Here is a 21,513-nt window from a genome sequence, read left to right as displayed (position 1 = left end):
CCTCAGCTGCAGCCCGTCATACTCCCATATGGGTCGCACGTCAGAAGCGTCCTATTCCGGCTCCGCCGTCGTCGCTACGGAGCTTGGCTCCTTGCGCTACTTCGAGGCGAGCTTGGCCGCCGCCCGCCCCCGGGGGGCGATGCGCTGGCACTCCACTCGATTGGATGAGAGATAGCCCTTGCCGGCCAGGGGGATGCCACCCGTCGGGAGGGCGGGGGGCGACATTGACGATCGCTGAATAAAGTCGAGTGCCGCCGCATTCTCGAGGTTGACGAGAACCGGTGCTCACGCTACCTCTGCGGTACCGCGACGCAGAGGTGCGTGCAGACCACCCCGCATTTGTTGTTTGGGGGAGGCAACGCGGGGCAACGGACATGATCCGGTCGCCTCGTACGTCTTGGGAATGTGCATCATCGCTGTTGCCGCCTTCGGTGACGCCGGGACGACCCGGTAAGCGGAAGGAGGATGCGCCAGGATGTATGACGTCCCAGCCCACCTCGGAAATCCCGCAACCCTGCGACGGACGCTCTCCTGAGCTTCGAGCGGACGGTCGCACATTCGAGGTGTAGAATCATGTCTTCCGATACCCAGCCCGAAACCCGTGTCGTCCCGCGGCCTGTTGAGCGGTTGCCCGACTATGCCCACGCGAAGTCGCGTCAAGCGCTTTCCGCAAAATTGGTGGAAGCCTTCAACATGTCGGCCGCGTCAGCGGATGCGGTCGCCAATGCCGTCGTCGATCCGTCTGAGGTCAGAAAGCTGATCGGCGACCCTGCCGATCCTGGCGCCGAGCATATTGCGGTTCCTGGCGGAACTCTTCAGGGATTCCGCACCCAAGTCTGGGCACGGCGTGTAATGCCGGATCCCCGCAATCCCCGGACGTTGCCGTCACGTCGTCATCCCTTCGCTGTTGACCCCGGTACCGGAGCTGAGGCATCGCGCTTCCGCCCGGTTGCCGAACCACACTCTCCTGAGGAAGGGCACCCGAACGCCGCGGAACTCGTTGTCGATGTCGAGAGCCGTGATCATCTGGATTGGGCCTCGCAGCAAGCCGCCACCTTCATCTTGACGAACAATGACTGGCGGGAATCCATTCAATCGCAAGGGGTGATGGAAGCCGTCTATCTGGTGGCAACTACGTACCGCCATGCGAATGGTGACCCTGACGCTACGGCGCTAACATCAATCGATGGATCTTCACGCCTTACGGCCTCACATAGCAACCTTGAGGTGCGCTCCTCCGATGTGCCTTACGATGATGCCGATTCCAAACTCCGGAACTACATCCGCCGACTAAACGAGATGTTTGCGAAGGGGCCGGAGGAAAGTGACCTGATTGCCCTTCGTGGTGAACGAGTGCCAGCGCTCGTCATCGTCGGTTTTGTGCCGCATGAAGGCGGCTCCACCTGCTTCCCTACGGCAGTCCGCTCTCTCGTCGCACTTAAGCACGTTGATCCGCCGACCCCGTGGGGCGAAGGCCCGGAGAATGAGGCTCTCGCGGACGAGGTGTTGGACGAGCTTTATCGGCGCGGCCTGATTTCTGCGACCGAGCGTGACTATTATGCGGGGGCCTGCACGAAGGCCGAAGCCAGATCCGCGCACCTTTCCGATGATCCAGCGGTCAGGTCAGCATCGATCGTTGCGTTGCTCACCAAACAGGACGAGCGCTATCGCAATGCGATCCGTATTGCAGTGACTAGTCAGTCAACTCGCAAGCGGATTGGACCAAAGTTGTTGAACTCACTCGCCACAGCGTTAGTGTTGCGGGCCGTTGATGAGCCGTCGACGGCGGATTTGGACCAGGTTCGTCGATATCTTCGTCACGCCTTCGGGAAATCGGTACACCAGCGCCCATGGGAAGGTACGAACCGCGATACTGAGACGCTCGCGGCCACTGCCATGATGGAAGTGCGCCAGGCGATTGCGAGCGGCACTCTTGACGATCCTGGCCCGGCATCCCTGGAGCTTGCTGTTCGTGCCGCCTATCCGCTGATCGTGTCGGGACGCCTTTCTGGCGACCGGGGCACCGCCAATAACGAGCAGCCAGATCGCCGCCGCCCTGGTGAGGTTTTGGAAGTTTTGCGGCAGACGCCGCAAGGCATTCACCAGTTGGCGCAAGCACTCCGTGACTTTGCCGCCGGTGAAAATATTCGCGCCGTCGATGAGGAAGGGGTTGTGCTCTCGCTTTCTGGCGGCGAAGGCGAGCGAACGGTGAGCGACATCTATCTGCGGGGAGAGTTCCCGCCGCTCGGCAAAGCCCGTGCTCGCCGCCCAGGTCAGAGCGTAACCGATAGGTATCACAACGCGGTCAATGTGCTTGCCGGTGCGATGGATGAGCTGAGCCGCGCGTTCGAGGCGCTCAAGGTGGTTGATGGGGACGACGGTCGGCCTATCGTCGAGGTGAATGGCGTTGATCACCGCGCCTGTGCCACGTGGCGCGAACTGATCGGCTCAATCGACGACGAACTTGTCTTCTGGAGTAAGATTCATCAGCGGACCAAGGGGGTAAGCACTCGCCGCCGTGACGAAGGCGAGGACGAATCCAGCGCTGAAGCCGAAAGTGATCTGGCGAGCGAATGGGATCGTGCAGACGACGCAGAGGCGGTCTAGCCTTTGCTATGTCGACCTCCGGGCGGCGTGGGCGTTCGCCCGGAGGTATTCGATCAGTGTGCTGAGACGGCCTGCCCGTCGCGGCGATCCTTTCAAATTGATCGGTGCTCCACCAGCTCATTCACGAAAGGCCACCGCCTTCCGGCGGTGGCTTTGATATTTCCGAGGGCCGATCCGTCAGCCGCGAATCTCCAGCCCCGCCTCAGCTGCACCCCGTCGTGCTGCCACACGTGTCGCACTTCAAACACGTCCCGTTGCGCACCATCGTGAAATTGGCGCATTCCGGGCAGGCTTCGCCCTCATACCCCCTGAGCTTGGCTTCCTTGCGCCGCTCGGAAGCGGGCTTGGCCGGGGCCTGCCAGGGCAGGGCGTCGATCGCGGGCTCGGCCTTCAGCGCCGTGGCGCCGAGAGTGGCGCCCACCGCTGCGCCCGGTCCGGCCACCACGCTGCCGCGGGCGGTCGTCACCGCCGAGGTAAGGGCGGTGATGGCGCTCTTGGCCTCGGGCGCCACCGGCGCCAGGGTCGTCGAGGTCACCCCGCCCGGCATCACCATGAAGCGCTCGGTCTTGGAGCGCACCAGGCCCTTCGACACCGGCACGGCCATCGCCGCAGCCTTCTTCTCCGGCTCGCCCAGGCCCGTGCGGTCGCCGTCCTCCGGCACGACATGCGCCAGGTCGTAGCGGCCGAGATAGGAGATGGCGAGCTCGCGGAAGATGTAGTCGAGGATCGAGGTCGCGTTCTTGATCGAGTCGTTGCCCTGCACGAAGCCCGCCGGCTCGAAGCGGGTGAAGGTGAAGGCCTCGACATATTCCTCCAGCGGCACGCCATATTGCAGGCCGAGCGAGATGGCGATGGCGAAATTGTTCATCATCGCCCGGAAGGCCGCGCCCTCCTTGTGCATGTCGATGAAGATCTCGCCCAGGCTGCCGTCGTCGTACTCGCCGGTTCGCAGATACACCTTGTGGCCGCCGACGATCGCCTTCTGGGTATAGCCCTTGCGGCGGTCGGGGAGCTTGGCCCGCTCGCGCGAGACTTCCACCCGCTCGATGATGCGTTCGACGATGCGCTCGGCCACCTGCGCGGCGCGGGCGGGCAGGGGACGCTCCAGGAGGTCGTCCACGGCCTCCTCGGCGTCCTCGTCGGCGATCAGCTGCGAGTTGAGCGGCTGCGACAGCTTCGAGCCGTCGCGATAGAGCGCGTTGGCCTTCAGCGCCAGGCGCCAGGACAGGAGGTAGGAGGCCTTGCAGTCCTCGACCGTCGCCTCGTTCGGCATGTTGATGGTCTTGGAGATGGCGCCTGATATGAAGGGCTGCGCCGCCGCCATCATGCGGATATGGCTCTCCACCGAGAGGTAGCGCTTGCCGAGCCGGCCGCAGGGATTGGCGCAGTCGAACACCGGATAGTGCTCGGCCTTGAGGAAGGGCGCGCCTTCCAGCGTCATGGCGCCGCAGACATGCACGTTCGCCTTCTCGATGTCCGACTTGGAGAAGCCGAGATGCACGAGCAGATCGAAGCTCGGGTCGTTCAGCTTCTCGGCCGGCACCTTCAGCGTGCCGGTGAGGAAGTCCTCGCCCAGCGTCCACTTGTTGAACACGAACTTGATGTCGAAGGCCGCGGCCAGCGCCTTCTCCAGGGCCTCGAGCTTCTCGTCGGTGAAGCCGCGCGCCTTGAGCGAGGTGTGGTTGATGACGGGCGCCTGGCGCAGCGAGGCATGGCCGACCGCATAGGCCTCCATCTCGGCGATCTCGTGCTCGCGATAGCCGAGCGTGCGCAGCGCCTCGGGCACGGCGCGGTTGATGATCTTGAAATAGCCCCCGCCCGCGAGCTTCTTGAACTTCACCAGGGCGAAGTCGGGCTCGATGCCGGTCGTGTCGCAGTCCATCACCAGGCCGATCGTGCCGGTGGGCGCGATGACAGTCGCCTGGGCGTTGCGATAGCCATGGGCCTCGCCCAGCGCCAGGGCGTTGTCCCAGGCCAGCCGCGCATGGTCGGCGAGGCGCGCGCCGTCCTCGCCCATAGCCGCGAGGCTGGCATGGTCGAGCGCCACCGGGTTGGTGGCGAGCGCTTCGTAGCCGGCGGTCTCGCCATGGGCGGCGCGGCGATGGTTGCGGATGACGCGCAGCATCGACTCGCGGTTCGGCTCGTAGCCCGGGAAGGGGCCGAGCTGCCTGGCCATCTCGGCCGAGGTGGCATAGGCGACGCCGGTCATGATCGCGCTCAGCGCGCCGGCCAGGGCCCTGCCGGCATCGCTGTCATAGGGGATGCCGGAGGTCATCAGGAGGCCGCCGATATTGGCATAGCCCAGGCCGAGGGTCCGGTAGCGGTAGGAGAGCTCGGCGATCGCCTTGGAGGGGAACTGCGCCATCGCCACCGAGATTTCCAGCACCACGGTCCACAGCTTGACCGCATGCTCGTAGGAGGCGATGTCGAAGGTCCGGTCCGCCTTGTGGAAGGCGAGCAGGTTCAGCGAGGCCAGGTTGCAGGCCGTGTCGTCCAGGAACATGTATTCCGAGCACGGGTTCGAGGCGCGGATCGGCCCCGAGACCGGGCAGGTGTGCCAGTCGTTGATGGTGGTGTGGAACTGGATGCCGGGGTCGGCCGAGGCCCAGGCGGCGTGGCCGATCTTCTCCCACAGGTCCTTGGCCTTCAGCGTCTTCACCGTCTTGCCGGTGATGCGGGCCTTCAGCTCCCAGTCGCCGTCGGCCTCCACCGCGTTGAGGAAGGCATCGTCGACGCGCACCGAGTTGTTCGAGTTCTGGCCGGAGACGGTGAGATAGGCCTCCGAATCCCAGTCCGTGTCATAGGTGTCGAACTGGATGTCCTGGTAGCCCTGCTTGGCGAACTGGATGACGCGCTTGATGTAGTTGTCCGACACCAGGGCGCGGCGGGCGGCCTTGATCTCGCGCTTCAAGGCCGGGTTGCGCTCGGGGTCGAAGCAGTCCTCGCCCGGGCCCTCGCAATTGACGCAGGCACGCATGACCGCCTTGAGGTGCTTCTGCACGATCCTGGAGCCGGTGACGAGGGCGGCGACCTTCTGCTCCTCGCGCACCTTCCAGTCGATATAGGTCTCGATATCGGGATGGTCGGCATCGACCACCACCATCTTGGCGGCGCGCCGCGTGGTGCCGCCGGACTTGATCGCCCCGGCGGCACGGTCGCCGATCTTCAGGAACGACATCAGGCCCGAGGAGCGCCCGCCGCCCGAGAGCCGCTCGCCCTCGCCGCGCAGGGCGGAGAAGTTGGAGCCGGTGCCCGAGCCGTACTTGAACAGGCGCGCCTCGCGCACCCACAGGTCCATGATGCCGCCCTCGTTGACGAGGTCGTCGGCCACCGACTGGATGAAGCAGGCATGCGGCTGGGGATGCTCGTAGGCCGAGCCCGAGAGCGTCAGCTCGCCGGTCTTGAAGTCGACATAGAAATGGCCCTGGCCCGGCCCGTCGATGCCGTAGGCCCAGTGCAGGCCGGTGTTGAACCATTGCGGCGAGTTGGGCGCCACCATCTGCATGGCGAGCATGTAGCGGTGCTCGTCGAAGAAGGCCTGGGCGTCCGCCTCGGTGTCGAAATAGCCGCCCTTCCAGCCCCAATAGGTCCAGGTGCCGGCGAGACGGTCGAACACTTGGCGCGAATCCGTCTCGCCGATGGTGCGCTCCTTCTCCGGCAGCTTGGCGAGCGCCTTCTGGTCGGGCACCGAGCGCCAGAGCCAGGAGGGGACGGAATTCTCCTCTATTCTTTTCAGGCGCGCGGGCACGCCGGCCTTGCGGAAATATTTCTGGGCGAGCACGTCGGTCGCCACCTGGCTCCAGGCCTCCGGCACGGCGATGCCGTCGAGGCGGAACACCACCGAGCCGTCGGGATTGCGAATCTCGCTGGTCGCCGACCGGAAGGCGATCGGTGCATAGGGTGACTGGCCGTGCTGGGTGTAGTGCCGTTCGATCCGCATTGTCATCGCCCTGAAAATTAAGACGCAGAGAGCCGCGCCGTGCCAACGCCCGGCTCGGTCCGAAACTCTGCTTGTGTTCCCTGCATACGCGCCGCGGGAGCTCGTTACCCCCCGGGTTTACGAACGGACGCCAGGCTTTGTTCCCTGGGTGGCGCCCTCGGTGTCGCCACCGCCGCAACCGCTTTCGACCATAGGAGGAATGTAGGCACGGGCCCACCTGCCGTCAAGATTTGGTGTCGGAAAAAGGGCGTCAACACCACATATTGTGGGACATGTGGATTGTGGGCGCAATGTGAGGGGACAGGAGCAAACCTCCGGAATTGCTTCGAGATTCGCAAGGCCGGGGTTGTGGAGAAGCTGTCATTCTTTGGTCACGATTTGTTAACCATGTCGCCACAAGTGCGGCGGCCGCGGCGCAAGCCGGATCGGGCCGGGATCTCGTCCGATGTGTCGGCAGTGCCGGCAAACCATCGGAGCCGACAGGCCTTTCCGCCGCGCGTCGCGCCGTGCGGCGAGGGCTCGAATCGGTCCTGCGCTTGCGCGCGAATCGGGGGCGGTCCAAGGTCGCCCCATCCCCAACGAGTCGCCGCCTCATGCCCCGTCCCATCATCATCGACACCGATCCCGGCCAGGACGACGCCCTCGCGCTGCTCCTCGCCCTCGCCAGCCCGGAGCTGGAGGTGCTGGGCATCACCGCCGTTGCCGGCAACGTGCCGCTGGCGCTGACCAGCCGCAACGTGCGCATCGTCTGCGAGCTCGCCGGGCGCACCGGTGTCACGGTCTGCGCCGGCGCCGACCGGCCGCTGCTGCGCACGCTGGTCACGGCCGAGCAGGTGCACGGCAAGACTGGCCTCGACGGCCCGGTCCTGCCCGAGCCGACCATGCCGCTCGACAAGCGCCACGCCGTCGACTTCATCATCGAGACCCTGATGACGCGCGAGGCCGGCACGGTGACGCTGTGCCCGCTCGGGCCGCTCACCAACATCGCGCTGGCGCTCGCCCGCGAGCCGCGCATCGCCCCGCGCATCCGCGAGATCGTGCTGATGGGCGGCGGCTTCTTCGAGGGCGGCAACACCACGCCCGCCGCCGAGTTCAACATCTATGTCGACCCGCAGGCGGCGCAGATCGTGTTCGGCTGCGGCGCGCCGATCACCATGATCCCGCTCGACTGCACCCACAAGGCGCTGACCACCGCCCCGCGCATCGCGGCCCTGCGCGCCGTCGGCACGAAAGTCGCAAGCGCTGCAGCCGAGTGGCTCGATTTCTTCGAGCGCTTCGACGTGCAGAAATACGGCAGCGAGGGCGGGCCGCTGCACGACCCCTGCGTCATCGCTTGGCTGCTGAAGCCCGAGCTCTTCGCCGGCCGGGGCGTCAATGTCGAGATCGAGACTGCCTCCAGCCTGACCATGGGCATGACGGTGGTGGACTGGTGGGGCGTCACCGACCGGCCGAAGAACGCCATGGTGCTGCGCGACGTCGACGCCGACGGGTTCTACAGGCTGCTGACCGAGCGCATCGCCACGCTGTGAGGGCCGGGCTCGACCCGGCGCTATCGACAACCATTTCTCAGGGACCTCGACCCTCGTTGCCTTCTGTGCGCCATCGGCAGGCGCCTCTCCATGCATTCGTCGTGTTCGCTACGAAATCGAACGATTTCGTCGGGATGGCCGGGTCAAGCCCGGCCATGACGGAACGGTTGCGGGAAGGGCGGCAACGGTTGCACCATTCTCAGCCGTCATGGGCGGACTTGATCCGCCCATCCACGCGAACGCAACGATCGCCGTGTTCTCGCGACCGCGGCCGGTGCTCCTGGTGACGGAGCCGGGACGCGGCGAGCAAGCACGGCCCACCTCCACGCTCGATCCCGCCAGCCCGCACTTGTCGCCACGGGCGCCGGCCTGTAGAGAAACGGGACGCGGCGCCGGTCCCGGCGGCGCGGGAAGGACGTCGGCCATGAGAAACTTCCTCGCCAAGATCTTCACCTGGTGGAACAGCGCGACGATCGGCACGCGCTTCTACACCTCGCGCTTCGGCGAGCGGGTCGGCGAGGACGAGTTCGGCAACGTCTATTACCGCACCCGCGGCGGCGCGGTGGACCCGACCATCGGCGTGCAGCGGCGCTGGGTCATCTATGCCGGCTATGCCGAGGCCTCCGCCATCCCGCCGGGCTGGTGGGGCTGGATGCATCACCAGATCGACGTGCCGCCGAGCGAGGCCCAATACACCCCGCGCGATTGGCAGAAGCCGCACCGCCCGAATCTGACCGGCACGGCCAAGGCCTACCGCCCCAGGGGCTCGACGCTCGCCAGCGGTCATCGCCCCTCCGCCACCGGCGATTATCAGGCCTGGACGCCGGGGAACTGAGGCGGGCGCCCTTTTTCCGCCCCCCTCCTCATGTTAAGCGTCCCGCCGGCCTCGCGGCGGGACTGCCCCGCCCGATTCTCCATTGACGGCGGCACGATGCAGCTTCTGCGGCGTATTCTGGTTCCGGGTCTTTCCGTGCTGGCCGTGGCCGCGCTGGCGGCCCCGGCCCATGCCGAGCGGATCAAGAACCCGGTCGCCGTGTTCAGCGGCCTCGACAAGATCTCCGGCAAGATCATCTCCTTCGACGTCGCCATCGACGAGACCGTGCAGTTCGGCGCCCTGCAGGTGACGCCGCGGGTGTGCTACAGCCGCTCGGCCACCGAGAACCCGCAGACCACCTCCTTCATCGAGGTCGACGAGATCACGCTGCAGAAGCAGACCAAGCGCATCTTCACCGGCTGGATGTTCGCGGACAGCCCCGGCCTGCACGCGGTGGAGCATCCCGTCTACGACGTCTGGCTGACCGACTGCAAAGGCGGGAAGCCGACGGAGGAAGTCCCGACGCCGGTCGCGGCCGACACCAAGAAGCCGGCCAAGCCACGCAAGGGGCAGGCGCAGCCGGCGCCGGCCGACCAGCCCGCGCCCGACATGGGCGAGCCGGGCGACCTGTTCAACGCACCCGCCGATCCCAACGCGCCGGTCGACTGACCGAGCGCGGCGTTTACGCCGGATTCACCCGATTGCGGCAGTGTCGCGCTTCGAACGCGCCGGCTACGGCTGCCTGCGCGCGCCCCTGGAGCCTCCCCATGGCGGACGTGCTGTCGAGCGATCCCTCCGTGCTTCTCGACACGGCGAGCGAGGCGGCGGCGGGCATGGCGGTCACGGTCGCGGCCGGGATCGACGCGGTCGCCGAAGACTGGCGCGCGCTGGAGCGCCGCGCGGCGATCAGCCCCTACCAGCGCTTCGACTTCATCGCCGCCTGGGTGCGCCACGCCGCCGCCGAGGCGGGCCTGGAGGCACGGATCGGCGTGGTGCGCGACGGCGCCGGCCGGGTGGTGGCGATCCTGCCCTTCGGCGTCAAGGCCGGCCGCCTGGCGGCGAGCGCCCATTATCTCGGCGGCAGCCACGTCAACATCAACATGCCGCTCGTCGACCCGTCTTTCGCCCGCACGCTGACACCGGCGGCGGTCGAGACGCTGCTGGACGACTATTGCGCGGCTGCCGGCGCGGACCTCCTGATCCTGGCCTACCAGCCCGAGAGCTGGTTCGGCGCGCCGCACCCCTTCGCCACGCTGCCCCGCCAGCCTTCGCCCGACAATGTCCGCTTCATCCGCATCGAGAGCGGCTATGCCGGCTTCATGGAGGCCCAGCTCTCCGCCGACGGCCGCCGCAAGCTGCGCAGCAAGGCCAAGCGCTTCGCCGAGGCCGGCGCCAACCTGGCCTTGCACGCCGGCTCGCCCGCCTGCGTCGACCGGCTGACCGAGGCCTTCTTCGCGCAGAAGGCCAAGCGCCTGCAGGCGATGGGCGCCGACGATCCGTTTTCCTCACCGGGCACGGCAGCCTTCCTGCGCGAGGCGGCGCTTGCCGGCCTGGGGGGCGAGGGCGGCCTCGAATTCCACGGAGTCGAGGTCGGTGGCGCCGTCATCGCGGTGCGCGGCGGCCTGCGCCATCGCGACCAGTTCTCGCTGATGGTCCAGTCCTTCGACCAGGAGCACCCGCTGGCCCGCTACAGCCCGGGCGAGATGCTGCTGATGGGCCTCATCGAGGAGTGCTGCGCCCGAGGCGTGCACCAGATCGATTTCGGCGTCGGCGACGCCCGCTACAAGGACACCTGGTCCAATGCCGAGGTGGCGATGTTCGACGTCACCCATCCCGTCACGGCCCGCGGCGTCGCCGTGGCGCTCGGCGCCCGGCTGCGCACCGCCCTGGTGCGCTCGATCAAGCAGAACAAGCCGCTCTACGAGAGCCTGAAGGCCTGGCGCGCCCGCCTCACCCGGGGGTGAGGCGGGACGCATCCCGGCAGGCCTCGGCGGCCGGACCGACCGCGGTGGTTGTCGTGCGTAGGGAAAGCCGCTAGCTGTCCGCAACGATCCGGCCGCTGGGTTCGACAGTCCGATGAACGCCATCAACATCATCGCACCCTACCGCTATCTCGGCATGTGGGTCTTCGACGACCCGCGCGTCGGCCTGTCGGCCGAACCCTTCGTCGGCGGCGCCGACACGATGATCGACCGCGTCACGGAGCGGATATCGGACGCCGGCAACGGCTTCGTGCTGGTCTTTTCCGCCAGTCCGTTCCCGGGACACCAGTTCCGCCTGGACTGGCGGCGCGCGGAGGGCAGCGGAAATATCTACTATTCGCACGAGCTCGATGCCGAAGGCTGGCTGTGCCCGGCACTGTTTCGCTATTTCGCCGAGCGTCCGGACGCCATTTATGTCCAGGTAAAACCACGCCCGTCGATCGGCGAGGCGGTGGCCGGGGCGTGACGGGCCCGCAACGGCGGAGATTCCGAGGCGGCCCTCGGCCGACGGCTCTTCAATCCCGCGGGCCGTTTCGATCGGGCTTCAGCGCCGCCAGGGCCTCGACCCCCGTCACCCGCTGGTCGCGCGGCCAGGTGAAGAAATCGCCGTCCAGGGTGAGCGCCCGTTCCAGCAGGCGGTGATAGTCGCGCCGCGGCACTTCGACGGCGCCGAGGCTGGTGAGGTGGTCGGTGACGAACTGGGTGTCGAGCAGGCTGTAGCCGCCGCGGCGCAGCCGCGCCACCAGGTGCACCAGCGCGATCTTCGAGGCGTCGCTCGCCCGATGGAACATGCTCTCGCCGAAGAAGGCGCCGGCGAGGTCGACGCCGTAGAGGCCGCCGACGAGATCCGGCCCGTCATAGACCTCGACGGTATGGCAATGGCCGGCCGCGAAGAGGTCGCCGTAGAGCTTGCGGATGCGCCGGTTGATCCAGGTGGTGCGCCGGCCCGGCGCCGGCGCGGCGCAGGCGGCGACCACCGCCTCGAAATCGCGGTCGACGCAGACCTCGTAGCGGTCGGCCCGCACCGTGCGCGCCAGACGCTTCGACACGACCAGCCCGCCGAGCGGGATGACGCCGCGCCGCTCCGGCTCGATCCAGTAGAGGCCGGGGTCGTCGGCGCTCTCCGCCATCGGGAAGATGCCGCAGGCATAGGCCTTCAGCAGCACCTGCGGCGTGATCTCGACGAGGAGGTTGGCGACCTTCGACATGGCGCGATCAGGATATCGCCGGCACCGGCCGTCCGCCAGCCGGAGAAAGGCCCGGCCGGGCCGTCACGCCACCCCGTCCATGCCGCCGGCTTCGAGAAAGCCCTCCAGCCAGTGGATGTCGTAGAGGCCGTTCTGCATGTCGGGGTTGCGCACCAGGGTGCGGAACAGCGGCAGCGTCGTCTCCACGCCGTCGACCACGAACTCGTCGATGGCCCGGCGCAGGCGCATCAGGCATTCCGTGCGGTTGCGCCCGTGCACGATCAGCTTGCCGATCAGCGAATCGTAATAGGGCGGGATGCGGTAGCCCTGGTAGACCGCCGAATCCACGCGCACGCCGAGGCCGCCAGGCGGATGGAAATAGGTGATGGTGCCGGGCGAGGGGCGGAAGGTGGCGGCGTTCTCGGCGTTGATGCGGCACTCGATGGCATGGCCTTCGAGCTGGATGTCGGACTGCCTGATCGACAGGGGCGAGCCGGCCGCGATCTTGATCTGCTCGTTGACCAGATCGATGCCGGTGATCATCTCCGTCACCGGATGCTCCACCTGGATGCGGGTGTTCATCTCGATGAAGTAGAACTCGCCGTTCTCATAGAGGAACTCGACGGTGCCGACCCCGACATAGCCGAGATCGATCATGGCCTTGGCCACGGTCTCGCCGATCCTGGCGCGCTGGGAGGCGTTGAGGGCGGGCGAGGGGCCTTCCTCCCAGACCTTCTGGTGGCGGCGCTGCAGCGAGCAGTCGCGCTCGCCGAGATGGATGGCATGGCCCTGGCCGTCGCCGAGGATCTGCAGCTCGATATGGCGCGGCTTGGCCAGGTATTTTTCCAGATAGACCGCGTCGTCCCCGAAGGCGGCGCGAGCCTCCGCCCTCGCCGTCGCCAGGGCGTCGGACAGATCCTCGGGCGTCTTCGCGACCTTCATGCCGCGCCCGCCGCCGCCGGCGGCGGCCTTGATCAGCACGGGATAGCCGATCTCCTCGGCGATGCGGGCCGCGTCCTCGTCATTGTCGACGCCGCCGTCCGAGCCGGGCACGCAGGGGATGCCGAGGCGCCTGGCCGTGCGCTTGGCCTCGATCTTGTCGCCCATCATCCGGATATGCTCGGCCTTGGGGCCGATGAAGGCGATGCCGTGCTGGTCGAGGATGTCGGCGAAGCGGGCGTTCTCCGAGAGGAAGCCGTAGCCGGGATGGACCGCCTCGGCGCCGGTGATCTCGCAGGCGGCGATCAGCGCGGGAATGTTGAGGTAGCTCTCGCGCGCTGGCGGCGGCCCGATGCACACGCTCTCGTCGGCGAGCTTGACGTGCATGGCCTCGGCATCGGCGGTCGAATGCACCGCGACCGTGGCGATGCCGAGCTCCTTGCAGGCGCGCAGCACGCGGAGGGCGATCTCACCTCGATTGGCGATGAGGATCTTCTCGAACATCCGCATCGCCCGTTATTCGACGATCATCAGGGGCTGGCCGTATTCCACCGGCTGCTTGTCCTCGATCAGCAGCGCCGTGACCGTGCCCGAGCGGGTGGCGACGATGTCGTTGAAGGTCTTCATCGCCTCGACGATCAGCACGCGGTCGCCCTGGCTCACCTTGGAGCCGACCTCGACGAAAGGCTTGGCACCGGGCGCGGCGCCGCGATAGGCGGTGCCGACCATCGGCGATTTCAGCACGCCGGGATGATTGGCCGGGTCGAGCTCCGCCGGCGCCGCAGCCGGGGCGGGCACCGCCGCCACAACCGGAACGGCCGCCGGCGCGGCCACAGGCACCGTCGCCGTGACGGCGAACTGGCGCGCCACGCGGATGCGCAGGTCCGCCTGCTGCACCTCGATCTCGGACAGATCCGTCTCGGTCAGGAGATTGGCGAGCTCTCGGATCAGCTCGGGATCGATTCCGGACTTGGTGGTTCGCGACATCGTCATGCCTTGCCTTCTTGGTCGGGCTGGACCGCCCATCGTCGTTGTCTCGAGCCGGCGGTCCGCCGGGACGCGGGCAAGCCCGTCTGCCCGCCATGGGCGGACGAGAGATGCCGCTGCCGGCGGACCGAGGGTCCGCGCGCGGCCGGCATCAACCGGGGGCCGTTGAGAAGGTCGACGAGCGCCATGCCTCGATGTCACGCCAGGGGAAACCGGCCGCGCCGTGCCTCGGCGCGTCCGGTCGGATCCCGGCCCTTATAGGCTGTGGCGCCGAGAAGGCAAAGCCGCGCGCACGGCCATCCCCAATTCCGGGAGCGATCTCAGCACAGGGTCTTGCCGCACTGGCGCACGGCGTCGATCTTGGCCTTGAGCGCGTCGTAGCCGATGGCGCCGCTCACCACCTCGCCGGCGAGGATGTAGGAGGGCGTGCCGGAGACGCCGAGGGTGTCGCCGAGGCGCAGATTCTCGCCGATGGCGGTACGCACGCCCTGCTCGGCCATGTCGGCCTGCAGCTTCTTCATGTCGATGCCGACATCCTTGGCCACTTCCAGGGCGCGGTCCTTGCCGACCTGGCCGCGGCTCGCCAGGAGCTCCTTGTGGAACTCCAGGAACTTGTCGCCCTGGATCTGCTTCTTCACCGCGATCGCCACGCTTGCCGCCTCGATCGAGCCCGGGCTCAGGATCGGATAGTCCTTCAGGACCACCTTGAGCTTCTTGTCGTCGTTGATGAGGCCCAGCATGTCGGGCAGCGCCCGCTTGCAGTAGCCGCAATTGTAGTCGAAGAACTCGACCAGCGTGACGTCGCCCTTGGGGTTGCCGAGCACCGCGTTCTGCGGCGCCGACAGGATCGCGTCGCTGTTGGCGCTCACCGCCTGACGCTGCTTCTCCGCCTCGGCCGTGGCGCGGCGCTCCTGCAGCACGTTGATCGCGTCCTCGATCACTTCCGGGTGCTGCAGCAGGTAGTCCTTGACGATCGCCTCGATCGCCGGACGGTCGAGCTTGGCCGCGTCCTCGGCTCGAGCGGCGGGCACGGCCACCGCCGCGGCGAGGGCACAGGCCGCCGCGCCGCAGACGAGCGCGCGTCGCCAGGCCGCAGCGGACCGCACGCGCGCTTCGCCATGGAACTCGGACATCCTGCGGGCCAGGGAACGCATCATCATCTCCGGGTGACGGGAACGGGACGGACCATAGAAATCGCGAATCGCCGGGTCAAATCATCCCGCATCACGGTTGCGCGACGACGATGGCTGCCGATCATGGCGTGAGCGCGGCCGCAGCATCGGACCACCGGGTGCAGGCAGGTTCGGCGAACCTGCCTGGCGGTCAATCCTCCCCGCGCAGCGCCTTCAGCGCGGCGAAGGGCGAGGCGTCGGCCTCGGGCTCGGCGGCCTCGAACACCGCGCCGGGCTTGCGCGGATAGGGATCGAGCGCCAGCACCAGGAACTCCGCGATGATGGCGCCGAGGTCGATTCGCCCGTCGACCAGCAGGTCCGGCGGATCCTCGCCCTCCACGTCCACCAGCTCGGAAAGATCGATCTCGGCATTGGGGTCGACGCCGTCCGGGGAGAAGCGGATGTCGACCGGCGCCACCACGCTGCTCTCGAAATCCTCGAGCGTCGCCACGCAGGTCTGGGTCAGGCGCGCGGCGATCTCGCCGCTCACCGAGAGCCCGTCGCGGCCGAAGGGCGCCACCCGGAGGTCCGCCGCGAGCGACGCTATGGCGGGCACGCCGATGCGGGCGGCGAGGGCGGCGCGGGCCTCGGCGTCGGCGACGACCCGGAAGCTGCGGCCGCCGGCCGGCACGTCGCCGACCAGGACGGGAATCGAGAATTCGGTCATGGCGGGCTCCTTCTCGCTTGGGGCCGATAGGGTGGTGCCAGCGGCCGGTGCCGCTCAGGCCGAGGCAGCATGGCCGTCCGCGCTCTCGTGACGCGGACTGGGGAAGAGGATGCCCTTCTCGACGAGGTCGAGCGCCGGCACCCCCGCGAGCAGCGTGGCGGCGCGGCGGACATAGTCGGCCAACGCCGCGGCGCGCGGCTCCCGGTCCGCCGCGTCGCCGTAGACGTTGCGGGCGAGGGCGGCGGCGAGGGCGACCTCGCCCGGCTGGCCGAGCGCGGCGGCATAGGCCGAGGCGCAGCCGGCATAGACCTCTCCGATCTTTTTCATGCGCTTGGGGACGGCGAGGTCGCCGACCCCCATCTCGCGCAGGGCCCGGTCGGTCTCGGCAAAGAAACGGTCGCAGAGCTCCTGGGCAGCGTCCTTGGCGGCCACGTCCTCGCCACGCATGCGGTGCACGAAAAGGAAGACGTGCAGGATCATCATGTCGAGCCGGCCTTCGACTGTGTCCGGCACGCCATGGTCGAGAAAAAGCGCGGGATTGCGGGCCTGCGCCAGAATTTCGTCGTAGAGGCGCGAAACGATCCGCTCGCGCTGCCGGTTGCGGAAAAGCCCGAACATGATGCAAGTCCTCGCGCCGGAGCAGCGCGGTTGAATTTCATTCGCCAGCGGGTTACGCCAGAACCCGAGCGGCGGCAAGGCGTGCGCCTTCGGCGCACCGGTGTTGATCGTCCCAGGAGGCTTTCGTGAGCGTCGAGTCGTCCCAAACCCCTGCCAAGTCGCGCGTCTTCGCGGCGGCGGCATGCCTGGCCGTGGCCCTCGCGGCGTCGGGCTGCGCGCAGATCGGCGAGACCAACGTGCAGGGAATCGTCGTCACGGAGAAGATGCTCGCCCAGGTCAAGCCCGGCACCACCTCCGACCAGGTCGTCGCCGCGCTCGGCACGCCCTCGACCACCTCGACCATCAACGGCGAAGCCTTCTACTACGTCTCCCAGACCAGTTCGCGCCCGGTCGCCTTCCTTGCTCCGCACGTGGTCGACCGCACCGTGCTGGTGGTCTATTTCGACAAGGGCAAGGTGACGCGCGTCGCCAATTACGGCCTGCAGGACGGTATCGCCTTCGACTATATCTCGCGCACCACGCCGACCGCCGGCGCCGAGCAGAACTTCATCACCCAGCTGATCCGCGGCCTCGGAGCCGGCATCCCTGGCTTCAGCCGCTGAGCGCGGCCGCGGCGGCGCACCGCCGCTGGGCGAGCGGATCTCAGCAGCACTCGTCTGCGGGCGGCGCCTTCCTCGGCTGCTCCACGATGCCGACGATGCGGCGGTTCAGCCGGCTGGGGCGGGATGTGGCGTCGCCGAACACGGCGGCGATGTCGTCGCGCCGAACCTGCGCGGTGCCGTCCCTGGCGAGCGCTCTTTGCGCGAGCCGGCGCACCATCTCCTTCATGAAGGCCGCGCTCACCCCTTCGGAGAGGGCCACGGCGTCGGCCTCGGCGCCGTCCTCGAAGGTCAGCGCGCGCCCGTAGAGCGCCATGAGGCGCTGCCGGCAAGCCGCATCGGGCAGGGGGAGCTCGATCGCTTCGTCGACGCGCCCCGGGCGTGAGGCGAGCGCCTCCTCGATGTCTTCCGGCCGGTTGGTGGTGAGGATGAAGAGAATGTCCGCATCGGCGCGCAGGCCGTCCATCTCGTTCAGCAGGCGATTGAGCAGGACTTCGGTGTTCGGGCTGTTCATGCTGTCCCGCGACCGGCCGACGAGGTCGACATCCTCCAGCACGACGATGCTCGGCTGAAGCGTGCGCGCCAGCGTCATGTATCGGGTGAGGTTCGTCACCTGCTCGGCGGTGATCAGCACCGTCGTATGGTCGGCGAGCGTGGACGAGATATAGCGGATGACGTGTGTCTTGCCCGTGCCGGGCGGCCCGTAGAGGAGGATGCCCTTGCGGGTCGACTGCCCCAGCCCCTTCAGGGCGGCGCGATGGCGGTCGAACTCGAAGACGTGCTGGTCGAGGCGCGCCATCGTCTCCTCGGCCAGGATGACGTCGTCCCGCGCGACCTTCGGCAGCTTGTGGACCAGCATCTCGGCCCGCATGCCGGAATAGTCGGAGCCGGCTTCGAACGACAGGACCTTGCCGCGGTACAGGCGGGACACTTCGCCGGCCGCCTGGACGCGCTGGAGGAAGTCGCGCGCGAAGGCCGAGGAGGCATCGCCCGGCACGTAGGCGATCTCGACCTGCGTCAACTGGCTGTTGCTGAAAAAGTCGTTGTAACGGGAAAGCAGGATCGCGACGGGCACATCCTGAACGCGGAAGAGCCATAGCCCGTCCTTGAGCGCGGCGAACGGCTCCTCCTCCCCGACATCCAGGTCCTGATATTGAAGAGGCGCTATCGCAACGACGGAATGCCCGTCGCGGAGCAACAGCCCGGACATGGTCGGCGCTTCGTGATCGTAGGGCTGGTGGAAGCCCAGCAACGCGGCGTCGAACGGGGCGACCTCGGCCACGATCGCGGCCTGCAGGTCCGGCAGCAGGTGGGACGCGAAACGTCGCCTCGAGCTCGCGATGCCGTTCACGCGCTCGGGCCCGAAATGGCTCACGAGCGTCTGCCAGACGAACTGGTCACCTTGCGGCGTCATGGCTGTCTTCCGACGGTTGGGCCTTCGACGATTGATACGTTTTCGACGGGCAGATCAAGTCCAGGTTGCAAAGAGGGCAGGCGACGTGCGGTGAAAAGGGCGATCATCGCGTCCGGTGCAACCCGTTGCACGACGCGGCGGCCGACGACCGCTAACGCCGCCGCGGGGCCGACGCCCCCTATCGGGGGCGCGGCGAGAAAACCAGCTTCAGGTAGCTCAGGAAGTTGACGGTCATCGACAGGGCGGTGGCGATGGCCACGGCCAGCACCGGCCAGGTCCGGAACGCGCCGCCCCAGGTGACCAGGCCCATATAGACGCCGAGATTGATCAGGGCGGCGAGGCCGCTGGCCATGGCGTAGCGCAGGAACTCGGCGACCGTCGCCGGACCGGCCCGGTCGCCGAAGGTGGTGACGCGGTTGATCTGCCAGGTCAACGTCATCGCCGCCAGGAAGGAGACGAGCCGGGCGGGCCTCGGATCGGCGCCGCACCACACCAGCGCGCTGAGCACGCCGACGTCGACGACGAAGCCGGCCGCGCCCGCGACCAGGAACCGGGCGATGCGCGCCGAGAGCCGCATCGCTCACCACACCGGCGCGAAGGCGAGATAGCGCAGGCGCTTCAGTTCGCGCCGCCCGCGCGTCACGGTCGAGAGGATCAGGCCTGAGAAGAAGGAGATGATCGCCGACAGCATCAGGCCGACCGACAGCACCGCCGAAGGCAGGCGGGGCACCAGGCCGGTCTCGACGAAGTCGATGAAGACCGGGATGGCGACGCCGATCGAGAGCAGCGCCAGCACCGTGGCCATCGCCGAGAAGAACAGCAGCGGCCGCTCCGCCTTCACCATGCGGGTGATCAGCCGCAGGATGCGCAGGCCGTCCTGCACCGTGCGCAGCTTGCTCTCCGAGCCCGCCGGCCGCTCCTTGTAGGGCGTGTCGACCTCGGAGGCGGGGATGTTGAGCTCCAGCGCGTGCACGAGCAGCTCGGTCTCGATCTCGAAGCCGGTGGAGAGGGCCGGGAAGGATTTGACGAAGCGGCGCGACAGCGCCTTGTAGCCCGACAGCATGTCGCGCGAGGCGATGCCGAAGATGTTGGAGACGAGCCCGGTCAGGAGGCGGTTGCCGAAGCGGTGGCCCGGCCGGTAGGCCGCCTTGCCGGTGTCGATGCGGGCGCCGTTGACGAGGTCGTAGGGGCCTTCGCGCAGGCGGGCGACCAGCAGCGGCGCGCTGGCGGCGTCATAGGTGTCGTCGCCGTCGACCATGACATAGATGTCGGCATCGATGTCGGCGAACATGCGCCGCATTACATGGCCCTTGCCCTGGCGCGTCTCGCGCCGCACCACCGCCCCGGCCGCCGCGGCGATCTCGGCCGTGCCGTCCCGGGAATTGTTGTCGTAGACGTAGACGGTCGCGCCCGGCAGGTGGCCGAGGAAGTCGCGCACCACCGTCGCGATGGTGGTGGCCTCGTTGTAGCAGGGCACCAGCACGGCGATGCGCGGCGCGGCGCTGCGCTGTGCGGCGGGCTCGACGCGGGGCTGGGCGGTCTCGGACATCGGCGGCTCGGGGCTCAGGGGACCGTCCGCCGGTCGCACTCCCATTTCGCCAGCACGACGATCCCGGCGCAGAGCGAGGAGAGGGCGGTCCAGTAGACGTAGCGGTACTCCGCCGCAACACCGAACACCAGATAGGTTAAGGTGTAGACAACCCCCGAGCTCGACAGCGCGAGGACGGCGGCCTTCGCCCGCCCCTGCTCGAAGCGCAGCGCCGCCAGCCCGGCGGCGAGGGCGAGGGCCAGCCAGAGGCCGCCGCGGAACAGCGGCGTCTCGCGATTCAGCCAGATCACCGCGGTCTCCAGCCGCCAATAGTCCGCGTTCTTGAACAGGAGGAAGCGGTACTGGCCGGAGCGATACTGGTCGAACATCACCATCAGCTCGCCCGTCAGCAGCACCCGGAAATGGTTGAGACGATGCTCGGCATAGGCGAGGGGATGGGCGAGGACCGCCTCGATCCACGCCTGGCGCAGGCGCGGCGAGCCGAACAGCTTGCTGCCGGGCGGCACGTCGTAGTCGATCTTGTGCATGGCGAAGGTGCATCCGCGCCACCAGATCGCGTCCCAATAGGCCGGATTGTAGCACTTGGCCTTCAGCGTCTCGAGCTCCTGGGGCGTCCACGCGATCGGGAAGACGTTCTCGCCGCTGAAATGGGTGATGCCGGCAAGGTCGAAGACGAAGATCGAATAGAGCCCGTGGTCCTGCCTCGCCTTGAGCCAGAGATAGTTGACCGCATAGGTCGAGCCGACCAGCACGGCCGAGATCGGCAGGGCGAAGACAAGCAGGCGCCGCCAGCGCCAGTCGCGCGGCCACGCGAGGTAGACCAGCAGCGGCGCGGCGGCAAAGAGCGCGTTCGGCCGCAAGAGGAAGCCGGTCAGCACGATGGCGCCGGCCGGCACGAGCGCGGCGGTGCGCCAGACGCGGCCGCGGTCGGCGCTCGCCAGCACCAGCCCGAAGCCGACGAGCCAGAGGATCGAGAAGATGACGTCCCGCCAGATCGTGCCGGTCAGCGCGAAGACCGGCGGCAGCAATGCCACCGGCAGCGCCAGCCAGGCGACCCGTGCCCCGGAGCGGCGCAGTCCCAGGAACAGCAGAAGGAAGCCGAGCCAGTAGAGCGCCGCGCTCGGCAGGAAGATGGCGCGCGGGCCGTAGCCGAGGACCTGCTCCAGGGCGATCCAGATCACCCCCAGCAGCGGCGGCTGCCAGTCGCCGAACCGGCCGGCATAGGCCTGGTCGTAGACGGCCAGGGCGTCGTGCGTCGCCATGCCGGGGTAGAACAGGTGGAGCGACAGCGCGAAGCCGGCGATGCAGGTGAGCAGCGCCAGCAGGAGCTCGGGAACTCGGACGGGCGCCGCGGCACGCACGGACATGACGCACTCGAACACGAACAGGGATGGGATCCGCTCATAGCAGCCGTCCGTCTCCTTGTCGTGTCAGGAACTGGGCAGGATGAAATCCTGTGCAATGCGCGACCATCCGGCGCACCCGCCCGGCCTCCACGGGCGGCGGCGG

At 67.9% G+C, this 21,513-nt stretch carries 18 protein-coding genes; 7 read left to right on the top strand and 11 right to left on the bottom strand.

The genetic code is table 11. The features are described from left to right. Positions 1–573: 573 nt before the first annotated feature. Positions 574–2,607 (top strand): hypothetical protein, encoded by a 2,034-nt coding sequence (locus QO011_RS11995; protein ID WP_307272075.1) that lies wholly within the window; start codon positions 574–576, stop codon positions 2,605–2,607. A gap of 202 nt (positions 2,608–2,809) precedes the next feature. Here the strand turns inward: QO011_RS11995 and QO011_RS11990 are convergent, their stop codons facing one another. Beyond that, positions 2,810–6,547 carry a vitamin B12-dependent ribonucleotide reductase gene (locus QO011_RS11990; protein ID WP_307272072.1) on the bottom strand — a complete coding sequence of 1,246 codons (3,738 nt, stop codon included), beginning with the start codon at positions 6,545–6,547 and terminating at the stop codon, positions 2,810–2,812. A 593-nt stretch (positions 6,548–7,140) separates the two neighbouring features. Here QO011_RS11990 and QO011_RS11985 point away from each other — a divergent pair. From QO011_RS11985 to QO011_RS11965, 5 genes are all read left to right on the top strand, one after another. Beyond that, complete coding sequence (locus tag QO011_RS11985) at positions 7,141–8,076, top strand: nucleoside hydrolase (RefSeq protein ID WP_307272070.1); 936 nt, start codon at positions 7,141–7,143, stop codon at positions 8,074–8,076. Between the two features lie 424 nt (positions 8,077–8,500). Further along, a complete protein-coding gene (locus QO011_RS11980) occupies positions 8,501–8,911 on the top strand; it encodes an NADH:ubiquinone oxidoreductase subunit NDUFA12 (RefSeq protein WP_307272067.1) in 411 nt (136 codons plus the stop codon). A gap of 96 nt (positions 8,912–9,007) precedes the next feature. Next, positions 9,008–9,559, top strand: coding sequence for a DUF2155 domain-containing protein (locus QO011_RS11975; protein WP_307272063.1), 552 nt, complete (start codon positions 9,008–9,010; stop codon positions 9,557–9,559). A 98-nt stretch (positions 9,560–9,657) separates the two neighbouring features. Next, positions 9,658–10,854 carry a GNAT family N-acetyltransferase gene (locus QO011_RS11970; RefSeq protein ID WP_307272059.1) on the top strand — a complete coding sequence of 399 codons (1,197 nt, stop codon included), beginning with the start codon at positions 9,658–9,660 and terminating at the stop codon, positions 10,852–10,854. Between the two features lie 112 nt (positions 10,855–10,966). After that, complete coding sequence (locus QO011_RS11965; RefSeq protein WP_307272052.1) at positions 10,967–11,338, top strand: DUF6717 family protein; 372 nt, start codon at positions 10,967–10,969, stop codon at positions 11,336–11,338. 49 nt (positions 11,339–11,387) lie between these two features. Here QO011_RS11965 and aat read toward each other — a convergent pair whose 3' ends face one another. The 6 genes from aat to QO011_RS11935 all read right to left on the bottom strand — a co-directional run bounded on the left by aat (position 11,388) and on the right by QO011_RS11935 (position 16,442). Continuing rightward, positions 11,388–12,080: a leucyl/phenylalanyl-tRNA--protein transferase gene (aat, locus tag QO011_RS11960; RefSeq protein ID WP_307272050.1), complete on the bottom strand. Its 693-nt coding sequence runs from the start codon at positions 12,078–12,080 to the stop codon at positions 11,388–11,390. A gap of 63 nt (positions 12,081–12,143) precedes the next feature. Then, positions 12,144–13,502, bottom strand: a complete 1,359-nt coding sequence (gene accC, locus QO011_RS11955) for an acetyl-CoA carboxylase biotin carboxylase subunit (RefSeq protein ID WP_307272045.1) — start codon at positions 13,500–13,502, stop codon at positions 12,144–12,146. A gap of 12 nt (positions 13,503–13,514) precedes the next feature. Beyond that, positions 13,515–13,985 carry an acetyl-CoA carboxylase biotin carboxyl carrier protein gene (accB, locus tag QO011_RS11950; protein WP_307272340.1) on the bottom strand — a complete coding sequence of 157 codons (471 nt, stop codon included), beginning with the start codon at positions 13,983–13,985 and terminating at the stop codon, positions 13,515–13,517. A 320-nt stretch (positions 13,986–14,305) separates the two neighbouring features. After that, entirely contained in the window at positions 14,306–15,139 is an 834-nt protein-coding gene (locus QO011_RS11945; RefSeq protein ID WP_307272043.1) for a DsbA family protein, read from the bottom strand. Positions 15,140–15,308: 169 nt separating this feature from the next. Further along, positions 15,309–15,824: a YceD family protein gene (locus QO011_RS11940; protein WP_307272041.1), complete on the bottom strand. Its 516-nt coding sequence runs from the start codon at positions 15,822–15,824 to the stop codon at positions 15,309–15,311. A 54-nt stretch (positions 15,825–15,878) separates the two neighbouring features. Then, on the bottom strand, positions 15,879–16,442 hold the full coding sequence (locus QO011_RS11935) for a ubiquinol-cytochrome C chaperone family protein (RefSeq protein ID WP_307272037.1): 564 nt from the start codon (positions 16,440–16,442) through the stop codon (positions 15,879–15,881). Positions 16,443–16,567: 125 nt separating this feature from the next. Between QO011_RS11935 and QO011_RS11930 the strand changes: the two genes are divergently transcribed. Next, positions 16,568–17,044, top strand: coding sequence for an outer membrane protein assembly factor BamE (locus QO011_RS11930; protein ID WP_307272036.1), 477 nt, complete (start codon positions 16,568–16,570; stop codon positions 17,042–17,044). Positions 17,045–17,084: 40 nt separating this feature from the next. On the opposite strand, the gene QO011_RS11925 is transcribed toward QO011_RS11930, so the two are convergent. The 4 genes from QO011_RS11925 to QO011_RS11910 all read right to left on the bottom strand — a co-directional run bounded on the left by QO011_RS11925 (position 17,085) and on the right by QO011_RS11910 (position 21,371). Next, the gene (locus QO011_RS11925; protein WP_307272033.1) at positions 17,085–18,455 is read right to left on the bottom strand and encodes an AAA family ATPase; all 1,371 of its coding nucleotides are present in this window, start codon (positions 18,453–18,455) and stop codon (positions 17,085–17,087) included. 178 nt (positions 18,456–18,633) lie between these two features. After that, the gene (locus QO011_RS11920) at positions 18,634–19,032 is read right to left on the bottom strand and encodes a GtrA family protein (protein WP_307272030.1); all 399 of its coding nucleotides are present in this window, start codon (positions 19,030–19,032) and stop codon (positions 18,634–18,636) included. A 3-nt stretch (positions 19,033–19,035) separates the two neighbouring features. Beyond that, positions 19,036–20,004: a glycosyltransferase family 2 protein gene (locus QO011_RS11915; RefSeq protein WP_307272028.1), complete on the bottom strand. Its 969-nt coding sequence runs from the start codon at positions 20,002–20,004 to the stop codon at positions 19,036–19,038. Positions 20,005–20,018: 14 nt separating this feature from the next. Continuing rightward, entirely contained in the window at positions 20,019–21,371 is a 1,353-nt protein-coding gene (locus QO011_RS11910; RefSeq protein ID WP_307272026.1) for a hypothetical protein, read from the bottom strand. Between the last annotated feature and the right edge of the window lie 142 nt (positions 21,372–21,513).

Source organism: Labrys wisconsinensis, from assembly GCF_030814995.1.
In the GTDB taxonomy this organism is placed as follows: domain Bacteria; phylum Pseudomonadota; class Alphaproteobacteria; order Rhizobiales; family Labraceae; genus Labrys; species Labrys wisconsinensis.
Note: the sequence above shows the minus strand (reverse complement) of the source record. Positions and strands in the feature narration are given on the sequence as shown.